General features: G+C 69.4%; 10 protein-coding genes and 1 pseudogene. 9 read left to right on the forward strand and 2 right to left on the reverse strand.

The genetic code is table 11. From position 1 onward, the window contains the following. Positions 1 to 173: 173 nt before the first annotated feature. The 3 genes from SALPAC2_RS0101875 to SALPAC2_RS0101885 all read left to right on the forward strand — a co-directional run bounded on the left by SALPAC2_RS0101875 (position 174) and on the right by SALPAC2_RS0101885 (position 6,799). Positions 174 to 1,955, forward strand: a complete 1,782-nt coding sequence (locus SALPAC2_RS0101875) for a proline--tRNA ligase (protein ID WP_026184313.1) — start codon at positions 174 to 176, stop codon at positions 1,953 to 1,955. A 184-nt stretch (positions 1,956 to 2,139) separates the two neighbouring features. Beyond that, complete coding sequence (dnaE, locus tag SALPAC2_RS0101880; RefSeq protein WP_018214938.1) at positions 2,140 to 5,673, forward strand: DNA polymerase III subunit alpha; 3,534 nt, start codon at positions 2,140 to 2,142, stop codon at positions 5,671 to 5,673. An 82-nt stretch (positions 5,674 to 5,755) separates the two neighbouring features. Then, positions 5,756 to 6,799: an aminotransferase class V-fold PLP-dependent enzyme gene (locus SALPAC2_RS0101885; protein ID WP_018214939.1), complete on the forward strand. Its 1,044-nt coding sequence runs from the start codon at positions 5,756 to 5,758 to the stop codon at positions 6,797 to 6,799. A 711-nt stretch (positions 6,800 to 7,510) separates the two neighbouring features. Here SALPAC2_RS0101885 and SALPAC2_RS25625 read toward each other — a convergent pair. Together SALPAC2_RS25625 and SALPAC2_RS28415 are read right to left on the reverse strand one after the other, a co-directional pair. Next, on the reverse strand, positions 7,511 to 7,669 hold the full coding sequence (locus tag SALPAC2_RS25625) for a DUF397 domain-containing protein (protein WP_080636850.1): 159 nt from the start codon (positions 7,667 to 7,669) through the stop codon (positions 7,511 to 7,513). Positions 7,670 to 7,760: 91 nt separating this feature from the next. Continuing rightward, positions 7,761 to 7,844, reverse strand: a complete 84-nt coding sequence (locus SALPAC2_RS28415; protein WP_397540891.1) for a hypothetical protein — start codon at positions 7,842 to 7,844, stop codon at positions 7,761 to 7,763. Positions 7,845 to 7,846: 2 nt separating this feature from the next. Between SALPAC2_RS28415 and SALPAC2_RS0101890 the strand changes: the two are divergent. The 6 genes and pseudogenes from SALPAC2_RS0101890 to secD all read left to right on the forward strand — a co-directional run. Next, positions 7,847 to 8,059 (forward strand): annotated as a pseudogene (locus SALPAC2_RS0101890) (ATP-binding cassette domain-containing protein); the annotation flags it as partial. A gap of 69 nt (positions 8,060 to 8,128) precedes the next feature. Beyond that, the gene (gene ruvC / locus SALPAC2_RS0101895) at positions 8,129 to 8,659 is read left to right on the forward strand and encodes a crossover junction endodeoxyribonuclease RuvC (RefSeq protein ID WP_018214941.1); all 531 of its coding nucleotides are present in this window, start codon (positions 8,129 to 8,131) and stop codon (positions 8,657 to 8,659) included. Continuing rightward, positions 8,656 to 9,258: a Holliday junction branch migration protein RuvA gene (gene ruvA / locus SALPAC2_RS0101900; RefSeq protein WP_018214942.1), complete on the forward strand. Its 603-nt coding sequence runs from the start codon at positions 8,656 to 8,658 to the stop codon at positions 9,256 to 9,258. The genes ruvC and ruvA overlap by 4 nt, the downstream gene beginning before the upstream one ends. A gap of 55 nt (positions 9,259 to 9,313) precedes the next feature. After that, positions 9,314 to 10,378, forward strand: coding sequence for a Holliday junction branch migration DNA helicase RuvB (gene ruvB, locus SALPAC2_RS0101905; protein ID WP_018214943.1), 1,065 nt, complete (start codon positions 9,314 to 9,316; stop codon positions 10,376 to 10,378). Between the two features lie 138 nt (positions 10,379 to 10,516). Continuing rightward, positions 10,517 to 10,852, forward strand: a complete 336-nt coding sequence (gene yajC / locus SALPAC2_RS0101910; RefSeq protein ID WP_026184314.1) for a preprotein translocase subunit YajC — start codon at positions 10,517 to 10,519, stop codon at positions 10,850 to 10,852. A 243-nt stretch (positions 10,853 to 11,095) separates the two neighbouring features. Further along, positions 11,096 to 13,030 carry a protein translocase subunit SecD gene (gene secD / locus SALPAC2_RS0101915; protein WP_018214945.1) on the forward strand — a complete coding sequence of 645 codons (1,935 nt, stop codon included), beginning with the start codon at positions 11,096 to 11,098 and terminating at the stop codon, positions 13,028 to 13,030. The last annotated feature ends 1 nt before the right edge of the window (position 13,031 follow it).

Below are 13,031 nucleotides of genomic sequence, written 5' to 3' on the forward strand. Positions count from 1 at the left end.
CCGGCGGCTCGGCCCCTCCCGGCGCCTAGGCCCCTTCCGGCGGCTCGGCCCCTTCGCGCTCGCCGCCTTTCCGCTTCCCCGCTCGCACCCTGAGGTCATTCACCGCACAGACCCGGGCATTTCGTAACCCGGGAGCAGCGCATTTTCGATTTTGTGAGGGCACAGCCATGAAAATGTCGACCATGTTCGGCGCCACCCTGCACACCGCGCCGGGACGTTCCGAGTCGGAGGGACACCAACTGCTCCAGCGGGCCGCCATGCTGCGGCAGGTCGGGCAGGGCATCTTCGCCTATCTTCCGCTGGGTTGGCGCACCCTCCGCAAGATCGAGGCCGTGCTGCGCGCGGAGCTGGAGCGCGTCGGGGGACAGGAGGTCTCGATGCCGGTGGTGAATCCGGCGGAGCTGTGGAAGCAGTCCGGCCGATACTTCACGGTCGGCCCGGAGCTGGCCCGCTTCCGGGATCGTCGCGGCCGGGACCTGGTCCTGGCGATGACCCACGAGGAGCTGGTGACGTTCCTCGGCCGGTCGGAGATCGAGTCCTACCGCCAGCTACCGCGGCTGGTGTTTCAGCTCCAGACGAAGTTCCGGGACGACCCGCGTCCGCGGGCTGGCCTGATCCGGGTACGGGAGTTCGTCATGAAGGACGCGTACAGCTTTGATGTGGACGCGGCGGGGCTGGCGGCGCGGTACCGGACCCAGTATCAGGCGTACTTCACCATTTTTCGGCGGTGCGGGCTGCCGGTCGCGGCGGTCCGCTCCGATGTGGGCATGATGGGCGGCAGCCTGGCCCACGAGTTTGTCTACCTGACCCCGATCGGCGAGGACACCCTGCTGATCTGCGACTCCTGTGGCTTCGCCGCCAACCGGGAGACCGCCACCTTCGGCAAGCCGGCGCCGTCCACCGCGCCGTGGGCGGAGTTGGCGGAGGTCGCCACCCCGGGGGCCACCACCATCGAGGCGCTGACGGCGGCGCTGGGCGTGCCGGCGGCCGAGACCGCCAAGGCGATCTTCCTGGCCACGTCGCGGGAGGAGCGCGACCAGACGGTGCGCACGGAGTTCATCCTGGCGGTCGTCCGGGGCGACATGGCGGCGAACGAGACCAAGATCGGCAACCTGGTGCAGGCGGCGGAGCTGCGTCCGATGACCGAGGAGGAGATCGCCAAGGTGGGCGCAGTGGCCGGCTACGGCTCGCCGGTCGGGGTGACGGGCGTGACCGTCGTCGTCGACGAACTGGTCGCCGCGTCCACGAACCTGGTCGCGGGCGCCAACCGGGAGGGTGTGCACCTGCGCAACGTCAACCTGGGGCGGGACTTCGTCGCCGATCACGTCGGCGATATCACCGCCGCCCGTGCCGGTGACGCCTGCGTGGAGTGCGGTAGCGCACTGCGGACCGCCCGCGGGGTCGAGGTGGGGCAGATCTTCCAGCTCGGTACCCGCTACTCGACCGCCCTCGGCGCGGAGTACCTGGACGCCGACGGCCAGCGTAAGCCGGTGACCATGGGCTGCTACGGCATCGGCGTGGGGCGGCTGCTCGCCTGCGTCGCGGAGGAGCACCGAGATGAGCGGGGGCTGCGGCTCCCGGTCACCATCGCGCCGTACCAGGTGCACCTCACCCTCCTGGACGACCTGGCGTCCGCCGCCGGTGAGCTGGCCCGGCGGGTCTACGACGAGCTCTGGGCGGCCGGGGTGGAGGTGCTCTTCGACGACCGGGCCGAGCGGGCCGGCGTCAAGTTCGCCGACGCGGACGTGATCGGTCTGCCGCTGCGGCTCACCATCGGTCGGCGCAGCGTCACCGACGGTGCGGCCGAGATTCGGGACCGGGCGACCGGGGTCACGACGCAGGTGCCGTTCGCCGAGGTGGTGGCCGAGCTGATCCGGCGGATCGCCGCCCTGCGCGCCGACATCGAGGCGACGGTGGTCCCGGTTGAGCTGCCGGCCGAGGTGTCCGCGGAGTGATCCGCTGGCGGCGGATGCGGCGGTGTCGGCCTGGCTCCGGGGCGGCACCGCCGGGATGCTCTTCCGGCCCCCCCGCCGCCCGGCCGGGCGCCCCGCGCGGCTCGCTGGAGGTGTGTCAGCGGCCAGGGATAGGGTGGGCCGACCGTTCTTCTCACCACCCATGAAGCGACCCGGGGGGCCACGCATGGGCGATTCGTTCGCGCATCTGCACGTGCACACTGAGTATTCGATGCTCGACGGTGCGGCCCGGCTGAAGGACTTGTTCGCCGAGGTCAACCGGCAGGGGATGCCCGCCGTGGCGATGACCGACCACGGCAACATGCACGGCGCGAACGACTTCTACAAGCAGGCGATGGCGGCCGGCGTCAAGCCGATCCTGGGGATCGAGGCGTACGTCGCGCCGGAGTCGCGGTTCCACAAGAAGCGGGTGCGCTGGGGGCGGCCGGAACAGAAGAGCGACGATGTCTCCGGCAGTGGTGGTTACACCCACATGACCATCTGGGCGAAGAACAAGGTCGGTCTGCACAACCTGTTCAAGCTGACCAGCCGCTCCTTCACCGAGGGGTTCTTCGTCAAGTGGCCGCGGATGGACGCGGAGCTGCTCGCCGAGCATGCCGAGGGGTTGATCGCCACCACCGGCTGCCCCTCCGGCGAGGTGCAGACCCGGCTCCGGCTGGACCAGTACGACGAGGCGCTGAAGGCCGCCGCGAGATACCAGGACATCTTCGGCAAGGAGAACTTCTTCCTGGAGGTGATGGACCACGGCATCGACATCGAACGCCGGGTCCGCCAGGAGCTGACGGAGATCTCCCACAAACTGGATATCCCGCCGGTGGTGACCAACGACTCGCACTACACCTACCAGGCGCAGTCCGAGGCGCACGACGTACTGCTCTGCGTGCAGACCGCGGCGAACGTCGCCGATCCGAACCGGTTCCGGTTCGACGGCAGCGGCTACTACATCAAGTCCGCCGACGAGATGCGCGCCGTCGACTCCTCCGACCTGTGGCTCGCCGGCTGCCGGAACACCCTGCTGGTCGCGGAGATGGTCGACCCGGCCGGGATGTTCGACTTCCGGAACCTGATGCCGGTCTTCCCGGTGCCGGAGGGGGAGACCGACGAGTCCTGGTTCCGCAAGGAGACCTTCAAGGGGCTCGCCCGCCGCTTCCCGAACGGCGTCCCGGAGACCCACGTCAAGCAGGCCGAATACGAGCTGGGTGTCATCATCCAGATGGGGTTCCCGTCCTACTTCCTCGTGGTGGCCGACTTCATCCAGTGGGCCAAGAACGAGGGAATCGCGGTGGGGCCGGGCCGCGGCTCGGCCGCCGGTTCGCTCGTCGCGTACGCGCTCGGCATCACCGACCTGGACCCGTTGCCACACGGTCTGATCTTCGAGCGGTTCCTCAACCCCGAGCGGGTCTCGATGCCGGATGTCGACATCGACTTCGACGAGCGTCGGCGCGGTGAGGTGATCAAATACGTCACGGAGAAGTGGGGCGAGGACAAGGTCGCCCAGATCGCGACCTTCGGCACGATCAAAGCGAAGGCCGCGATCAAGGATTCGGCGCGGGTGCTCGGCTACCCGTACGCGGTCGGCGACCGGATCACCAAGGCGATGCCACCGGCGGTGATGGGTAAGGACATCCCGCTGACCGGCATCTTCGACCCGAAGCACTCCCGGTACGCGGAGGCCGGCGAGATCCGTGGTCTCTACGAGTCCGACCCGGACGTCAAGAAGGTCATCGACACCGCCCGCGGGATCGAGGGGCTGATCCGGCAGACGGGGGTGCACGCCGCCGGGGTCATCATGTCCGCCGAGCCGATCGTCGACCACATCCCGTTGATGCGCCGGGACGCCGACGGGGCGATCATCACGCAGTTCGACTACCCGACCTGCGAGTCGCTCGGGCTGCTGAAGATGGACTTCCTCGGCCTGCGAAACCTGACCATCATCGACGACGCGCTCAAGAACATCGAGAGCAACCACGGGCGCACCGTCGACCTGCTCCAGCTGCCGCTGGACGACAAACCGACCTACGAGCTGCTGTCCCGGGGCGACACCCTGGGCGTGTTCCAGCTCGACGGCGGGCCGATGCGGTCGCTGCTGCGGACCATGAAGCCGGACAACTTCGAGGACATCTCCGCCGTTCTGGCGCTGTACCGGCCGGGCCCGATGGGCGCCAACTCCCACACCAACTACGCGCTGCGCAAGAACGGCCTCCAGGAGATCACCCCGATCCACCCGGAGCTGGCCGAGCCACTGGAGGAGATCCTCGGCCCCACCTACGGCCTGATCGTCTACCAGGAGCAGGTGCAGCGCGCCGCCCAGGTGCTCGCCGGCTACAGCCTCGGCAAGGCCGACCTGCTGCGCCGGGCGATGGGTAAGAAGAAGAAGGAGGTTCTCGACAAGGAGTTCGTGCCGTTCCGCGACGGCATGCGCGGCAACGGCTACTCCGACGAGGCCATCCAGACCCTGTGGGACATCCTCGTCCCCTTCGCCGACTACGCGTTCAACAAGGCCCACACCGCCGGGTACGGCCTGGTGTCGTACTGGACCGGCTACCTCAAGGCGAACTATCCGGCCGAGTACATGGCGGCGTTGCTCACCTCGGTGGGCGACGACAAGGACAAGATGGCGCTCTACCTGTCGGAGTGCCGCCGGATGGGCATCCAGGTGCTCCCGCCGGATGTGAATACCTCGGCCGGGCCGTTCACCCCGGTCGGCCGGGACATCCGGTTCGGCCTGGCCGCGATCCGCAACGTCGGCGCGAACGTGGTCACCGCGATCATGCGCTGCCGGGGGGAGAAGGGCGCCTACGCCGACTTCTACGACTTCCTGTCCAAGGTGGACGCGGTCGTCTGCAACAAGAAGACCATTGAATCCCTGATCAAGGCGGGCGCGTTCGACTCGCTCAACCACTCCCGCCGGGGCCTGCTCACGGTGCACGCCGACGCCATCGACGCGTACGCCGACGTCAAGCGCAAGGAGGCCGTCGGCCAGTACGACCTCTTCGGCGCCGGGTTCGCCGACACCGACGCCGGGCAGAGCACCACGGTGATGCCGGTGATCGGCGAGGGGGAGTGGGACAAGCGGGAGAAGCTCGCTTTCGAGCGCGAGATGCTCGGCCTCTACGTCTCCGACCATCCGCTGTTCGGGCTGGAGCATGTGCTCGGTGCGGCGGCCGACACCACCATCGCGGCCCTCTCCGAGGAGGGGACCGTCCCCGACGGGACGGTGGTAACCCTCGCGGGCATCCTCTCCGGGGTGCAGCGCCGGGTCACCAAGCAGGGCCGGGCGTGGGCGTCGGCGACACTGGAGGACCTGGCCGGCGGGGTGGAGACGCTGTTCTTCCCCAACACCTACGAGGTGATCGGGGAGTACATCGCCGAGGACGCGATCGTGGTGGTCAAGGGGCGGGTCGACCGCCGGGACGACACCCCGCGGATCATGGCCATGGACATGTCGATTCCGGATGTCAGCAGTAACCCGGCGAACAAGCCGGTCACCCTCACCATCCCGGTCACCCGCTGCACGCCGCCGTTGGTGGAGCGGCTCAAGGAGACCCTGGTGCTGCACCCGGGCGACGCGGAGGTGCACGTCAAGCTCCTCAACGGCGGCAAGGTGACCCGGCTGCGCCTCGGCCCGTTCCGGGTGGCACCGACGACCGCCCTGATGGCCGACCTGAAGAGCGTCCTGGGCCCGGCCAACGTGGGCTGACCTCCGCCGGGCCCGGTGCCGGGGGCCGCCCGCGCCGAATTGGTCGTCTGCGGCGGCGGGCCCGGTCGCTAGCGTCGGTGCCATGCGGATCGAGCAGGCACAGCAGCTGTGGCAGCCCCATGAGGGTTGGCTGAACACCGCCAGCTACGGGCTGCCGCCCGACCCGGCGTGGGCGGCGTTGCAGGAGGCGCTCGCCGGCTGGCGCACGGGGAACATGGGTGTGACAGGGGAGGGCTGGGACGAGGCCCAGACGCGTACCCGGGCGGCGTTCGCACGCCTGGTCGGTGTCCCCGAACGGGATGTCGCGATCGGCAGCTCGGCGTCGCAGCTGCTCGCGCCGGTGGCCGCGGCGCTGCCGGCGGGGGCGACCGTGGTGGTCCCGGAGGTCGAGTTCACCTCCAACCTCTTTCCCTGGCTGGCCCAGGAGCAGCGGGGCGTCCGGGTGCGGACGGTTCCGCTGGCGGGTCTCGTGGAGGCGATCGACGCCGACACCGACCTGGTCGCGTTCAGCCTGGTGCAGTCCGCCGACGGCACGGTGGCCGAGTATGCGGACATCGTCGCCGCGGCGCGGGCCCACGATGCCCTGGTGACGGTTGACGCCACCCAGGCCTGCGGTTGGCTGCCGTTCGACGCCGCGCTCGCGGATGTGGTCGTCGTCGCCGCGTACAAGTGGTTGCTGGCCCCACGGGGGACGGCCCTGGCCTACTACGCGCCCGAGCTGCGGGACCGGATGCGCCCGGAAGCCGCCGGCTGGTATGCCGGAGCCGACCCGCTGACATCTCTGTATGGTCCGCCGCTGCGCCTCGCCGACAGCGCCCGCCGCTTCGATATCTCCCCGGCCTGGTTCAGCTACATCGGTGCGGCTCCTGCCCTGGAACTGCTGCTGCAGGTGGGGGTGCCGGCGATCCACGCGCACAACATGGCGCTGGCCAACCGATTCCGCACCGGCCTGGGGCTGGCGCCCGGCGACAGCGCGATCACCACTGTCGAGGTGCCGGAGGCGCAGTCGCGCCTGGAGCGTGCCGGCCTACGGGCGGCGGTACGCGCCGGCCGGGTCCGGGTTTCGTTCCACATCTACTCCACCGAGGACGACGTCGATCGGGCCCTCACCGCGTTGACCGGCTGACCGCCTGAAGCGTCTCGTAGCTGCCTGCTGCCTGCTGCCTGCTGCGACCGCCAACAGCATAAGCCCGACATCCTGCGAGTCGGGCCTTTTGTTACGGGTTTACTGTCGAATGAAATTCGACATGGTCGCGACCAAAGAGAGGATCCGCCAGAAACAGAAAACTCAAGCGCAGGAGTAGCCCAAAGGTGGTCGCCAAGCTCCACACTATTTACGTCGAGCCTTGGCGCCGACGTGCCAGCAGTGCAGCTGCTTTGTTGCCCATGCGGCACTTTAACACGAGACTCTTGGAGTTCAGTGCTGTGAGGCTGGACATTAAACGTCGCCTGTGTCGGCTCGACTCGATCCGTCCCGGAAGTAGTGCACTGCCTTGGTGCGGCGCCACAGTTTGACCTCGGTGACGCCGACCCAGTAGTAAAGCGTGGCCCGTTAGTTTTGGCGGGTAGCTGCGTTGGCGGATGAAACCCGACCGCTATTGCTGCGGTTAGCTGCGAGCGCGTTTTCGTGTGGCCAGCGCGGACCGCGGTTGTTGGGCCTGGTGGGATGCTCGCCGTCACCGCATACCTCTGGTGCCAGGGCACGGCGAGCCCTCGACGCCTGGCCGCCCTGAGCCGGTCCGCTTCGGCTGTGGTCGCCTCAGTAAAAGCCCGACTCGCAGGGATCCGGGCCTTTTGCTGACGATCGGTGCTGCTTGGTCGGTGTTGCAAACGCTCGCTATGCCGCTGGTCCGAACACCAGTGCCGGCCCGGTCGGGTCCTTGCTGTCTCGAGCGCCCACGACACCAGGAAGGTTGGTGGCGACCTCCACACAGTCCCCGCTGTCGGGACCGGAACTCCGGGTGGCTTTCCGCCACACAGCGCCACCGAGGTTCAACGCTGTTCCTTCCGTGGTTTCCGCATCACTACCGCGGCGACTTTCTGTGATTCTACCGAGCTCAAGGCTGCAGCCCGGAGGTGATCAAAAGTCACTCCGAAAACTCTATAATTGTGAACGAACCGTTCAGTCCGGCATGCCAACCAACGTCCGACGGTAGTATCTGCACCGTCACCTCTGGCGCTGGATTGGCTACTTGCTCAACCGGTCTACGGCATTGACTTGGTCGTGGCCGGGGGCAGTGTGCTTGCGCTCGTCGACCCGAACGGTGCGGGCAAGACAACCCTGTTCAACCTGCTCACCGGCTTCCTGCCGCCCACCGGTGGCCGGATCGAGCTGGCGGGACGGGACACCACCGGTCTGCCGCCGGACTCCGGCGTGTCCCGCCGGCGGTGGTTCCGACGATCTCGGTAGGGTGTCGAACACACGTACTGCTGGCGGGTTGGGGGAGGAGGCGGCGTGCGCGTGCTCGGCGTTGACCCGGGGCTGACCCGGTGCGGGGTCGGCGTGGTCGAGGGCGTGCCGGGGCGCCCCTGCACGTTGGTGGCCTACCACGTCGTCCACACTGATCCCGACGACGAGTTGCCGCTGCGCCTGCTGACCCTGGACCGCTCGCTCGCCACCCTGGTGGCCGAGCACCGGCCGGACAGCGTGGCTGTGGAGCGGGTGTTCAGCCAGCACAATGTCCGCACGGTGATGGGCACGGCGCAGGCCAGCGGGGTCGCGGTTCTGGCCGGGGCACGGGCCGGCCTCCCGGTGCAGACCTACACTCCGAGCGAGGTGAAGGCGGCGGTGACCGGCTCCGGTCAGGCCGACAAGGCCCAGATGACCGCGATGGTGACGCGGCTGCTGCGGCTCTCCGCCCCGCCCCGGCCGGCGGACGCCGCCGACGCCCTGGCCCTGGCCATCTGCCACGTGTGGCGCGGTGGCACCCGCTCGAAGTTGGCGACCGCCGCCGACCGGGCCCGACGACGAGGAGGAGGCCGATGATCGCCAGTGTCCGGGGGGTGGTGACGGCGACCGGGCCCGACCAAGCCGTCGTGGAGGTCGGCGGGGTGGGCCTAGCGGTGCATTGTGCGCCGGGCACGATCGCCGACCTGCGGGTGGGCCAGCCCGCCCGCCTCGCCACCAGCCTGGTCGTCCGGGAGGATTCGCTGACCCTCTACGGGTTCGCCGACGACGCCGGCAAGGCCCTGTTCGAGCTCTTGCAGACGGCCAGCGGGGTCGGCCCCCGACTGGCCCAGGCCGTCCTCGCGGTACACGCGCCGGAGGCGGTCCGGGCGGCCATCGCCAACGCCGACATCGCCGCGTTGACCCGGGTGCCGGGGATCGGCAAGAAGGGCGCCGAGCGGCTTGTGCTGGAGCTGCGGGACCGGATCGGTCCCGCCCCGGTCGGTGCCGACGCCGCGGCCGGCGTCACGACCGGCAACTGGCCGGAGCAGGTGCGGCAGGCCCTGGTCGGGCTCGGCTGGACGGCGGCGCAGGCGGATCAGGCGGTCGCCGCGGTGGCGGAGACGGTGGACGGGGAGGTGCCCCCGGTGCCGGTCCTGCTCCGGCAGGCGATTCGACTGCTGGGCCGGGCCCGATGACGGGTGGGCGGAGCGCGTCGGTCGACCGCGTCCGGGGCACGGGTGAGGAGTCGGGATGACGGGCGAGAATCTGGTCTCGGCATATGTGAGCGACGCCGAGCGGGACGCGGAGGCCAGCGTCCGGCCGCGCCGGCTGGCCGAGTTCATCGCGCAGGAGCGGGTCCGGGATCAGCTCGACCTGCTGCTTCAGGGCGCGCTACGCCGCGGCAGCCCTCCCGACCACATCCTCCTGTCGGGTCCGCCCGGGCTGGGTAAGACCAGCCTGGCCAATATTGTCGCCGCCGAGCTGGGCACCAGCATCCGGGTGACCAGCGGCCCGGCCATCGAGCGTTCCGGCGACCTGGCGGCCATTCTGACCAGTCTCGGCGAGGGGGATGTGCTCTTCATCGACGAGGTGCACCGGATAGCCCGGCCGGCGGAAGAGCTCCTCTACAGCGCGATGGAGGACTTCCGGGTTGACGTGGTGGTGGGCAAGGGCCCCGGGGCGACCGCGATCCCGCTGGACGTGGAGCCGTTCACCCTGGTCGGGGCGACCACCCGCGCCGGGCTACTCACCGGCCCGATGCGGGACCGGTTCGGCTTCGTCGCGCACCTGGACTTCTACTCCCCGGCCGATCTGGAGACGTTGCTGAACCGTTCGGCCCGCATTCTCGGTGTGCCGATCACCGCCGATGGCGCGGCCGAGATCGCCGGCCGCGCGCGGGGCACTCCCCGGATCGCGAACCGGCTGCTGCGCCGGGTGCGTGACTTCGCCGAGGTTCGGGCCGACGGCGTGGTTACCCGGGAGACCGCGCAGGCGGCCCTGACCGTGTACGACGTGGACGCCTTGGGGCTGGACCGGCTGGACCGGGCGGTGCTCACCGCGCTCGTGGATCTGTTTCGAGGTGGTCCGGTTGGCCTGTCCACGCTGGCGGTGGCGGTGGGGGAGCAACCGGACACGGTGGAGGAGGTTTGTGAGCCGTTCCTGGTGCGGGCCGGTCTCCTCGCCCGTACCCCGCGGGGTCGGGTCGCCACCGAGGCGGCCTGGCGCCATCTGGGGCGTACGCCACCGAATGGTACATTTGGCATGGATACCCCTCCCGCGCGTGACCTGTTCTCGGTGGAGCCTGATCAGCCGTGATGCGAACGTGATCTGTGCCGCATTCGGTGTTCCCAGGTGGAGCGACTAGACTCGCCGCGGTCTGTACAGATGTAAGAAATCGCCTTCACCCCGGTGCCTTCGTGCCGGAATGAGGGCCAATGGGAAGGTTTTACCACCGTGCTTTTGGCACAAGATGGCGGCACCGCCAACTTCACACCCATCCTCATGATCGTCCTGCTCTTCGGCGTCATGTACTTCATGATGATCCGCCCGCAGCAGAAGCGGCGTCGGGAAGCGTCGAACATGCAGTCCTCGCTGGGGCACGGTGACGAGGTTGTCACCATCGGCGGGCTCTACGGCACCGTCACCGGCATGGACGACGAGACGGTGCTGCTGGAGGTCGCCCCCGGCGTGGAGACCCGGTACGCCCGTCCCGCGATCGCGCGGGTCGTCACCAAGGCGGAGCAGGCCGCCGAGGCGGCGGTCGACGACGCGGACGCCGTCAAGGAGTGACACCCCGCCCGCCCATGTCGGCGGGCCCGGGCAGCGCATGAGTAGGACGAAAATTTGACAATCGGGTCGATACGCCACGCACGGTAGGTGCAGGGTGTGGTGGCGTTCCGCGTCGACGCCCCGTGCGCCGCTGCGGCGACCCCCACATAGCTTCGGCCGGTTTGCCCGGCCGGCAGCCGCCGCTCGCGTGGCGGCGTGACCCCACAGGGAGACAGGACAGCCGTGGCACCACCTCAGAAACAGATGCGCCCCGGGCGGCAGCTCGCCGTGCTTGGGGCCATCTTCGTGGTCCTCTATCTTCTGGTCTTCTTCGGCGGCGGCGCGAGCGGTAGCTGGAAGGACCGGCTTGAGCCCAAGCTCGGACTCGACCTGGTCGGCGGCACCCGGCTGACGCTGGAGGCGACCAACACCGTTGACGGTCAGGCGCCGACCGCGGAGAACCTGGAGGAGGCCCGGCAGATCATCGAGAGTCGGGTCAACGCCTTCGGGGTTGCCGAGGCCGAGGTCGTCACCGAGGGCGACCGGAACATCGTGATCTCCCTTCCCGGCGAGAACCGGGACCTGGCCGAGGTCGGCAGCGCCGCGGAGCTGCGCTTCCGGAAGGTGCTCCAGGTGGCCGACGGTAGTGGTGCGGCGGCGAACCCGGCGCCGAGCCCGACCGACACCCCCTCCGCCTCGCCGTCTGGTTCCGCTGAGCCGTCTGGCTCCGCCTCGCCGTCCGCGACCGGCAGCGCTTCCCCCACCCCGTCGAACAGCGTCGAGGTCACGGCCTCGCCGACCGGCGGTACGGGCGGTGGTGCCGCGGCACCGACCGAGACCCCCGCCGCCTCGCCCAGCGGCACGCCCACGCCGAGCGCGTCCTCCTCGCCCAGCGCGACGCCGGCGGCGAGCGACAGCGCCACCCCGGTCCCGGCCAGCGTCGAGGAGCAGCGCAGGGCGGTCGAGCAGAAGGTCGGTGCGGCCGCCTGGGAGGCCGCGAACGCGCTCCAGTCGCCCAACGACCTGGCCACCGACCCGTCGCTGGTCGAGAAGCTCAAGCCGTTCGCGTCGCTGACCGACCGTGAGATCGCGGTGCTGCCGGCCCAGGTGCAGTTCAACGTCCCGCAGATCACCTGTGCCAAGCTTGACGCCCGCCCGCCGGCGTCGATCTCCGCCGTTGACCAGCAGGTCGTCGCCTGCGAGTACGGCACCCTCAAGTATCTGCTCGACCAAGCCAAGGTTGTCGGCACCGACATCAACGACGCCAACGCCGTGCTCGACCAGACCAGCCAGTGGGTGGTCAGCCTGGACTTCAGCAGCGACGGCCAAGAGAAGTGGACCGCGTTGACCCGGGAGGCGTTCAACAACGAGGGTTCTGCCTGCGACCCGAGCGCGCTCGGGGACAGCGGCAACTGCCGGGTCGCCGTCGTGCTGGACAACCAGGTCGTCTCCTCGCCGGAGATCCTGGGGGTGTTGACCGGCAACTCGCAGATCACCGGCAACTTCACCCAGCAGGACGCCAGCGACCTGGCGAGCACGCTGCGCTACGGCGCGCTGCCGGTGACCTTCGAGCCGCAGGCACAGCAGAACGTCACCGCGACCCTGGGCGCCAGCCACCTGCGGGCCGGCCTGCTCGCGGCCGGCATCGGCATGCTGCTGGTGATCATTTACTCGTTCTTCTACTACCGGCTGCTCGGCTCCGTGATCTTCCTGAGCCTCGTCCTCTCCGCGCTGCTCGTCTTCGGCGCGTTGGTGGTCCTCGGCCGGCAGATCGGGTTCACCCTCACCCTCGCCGGCATCGCCGGCATGATCGTCTCGCTCGGTGTGGCGGCGGACTCCTTCGTCATCTACTTCGAGCGGCTCAAGGACGAGATCCGGGAGGGGCGCAGCCCACGCAGCGCGGTGTCCCGGGCGTGGGTCCGCGCCCGTCGGACGATCATCTCCGCCAACGCGATCACCCTGATGTCCGCGGTGGTGCTCTACATCGTCTCGGTCGGCGTGGTCAAGGGCTTCGCTTTCGCGTTGGGCCTCGCCACGGTTCTCGATCTGGTGGTGGTCTTCCTCTTCCGACACCCGATCATGACGATGTTCGCCCGCACCCGGGCGTTCCTGTCCCCGCGGGTCAGCGGCCTCGGCCGGGCGTTGCCGGCCCGGAACAAGCCGGCCCAGCCCCGCAACCCGCGCTCGAAGGAGGCCTGAG

Origin of the sequence: Salinispora vitiensis, from assembly GCF_000378825.1 — a bacterium.
GTDB classification, from domain to species: Bacteria; Actinomycetota; Actinomycetes; order Mycobacteriales; family Micromonosporaceae; genus Micromonospora; species Micromonospora vitiensis.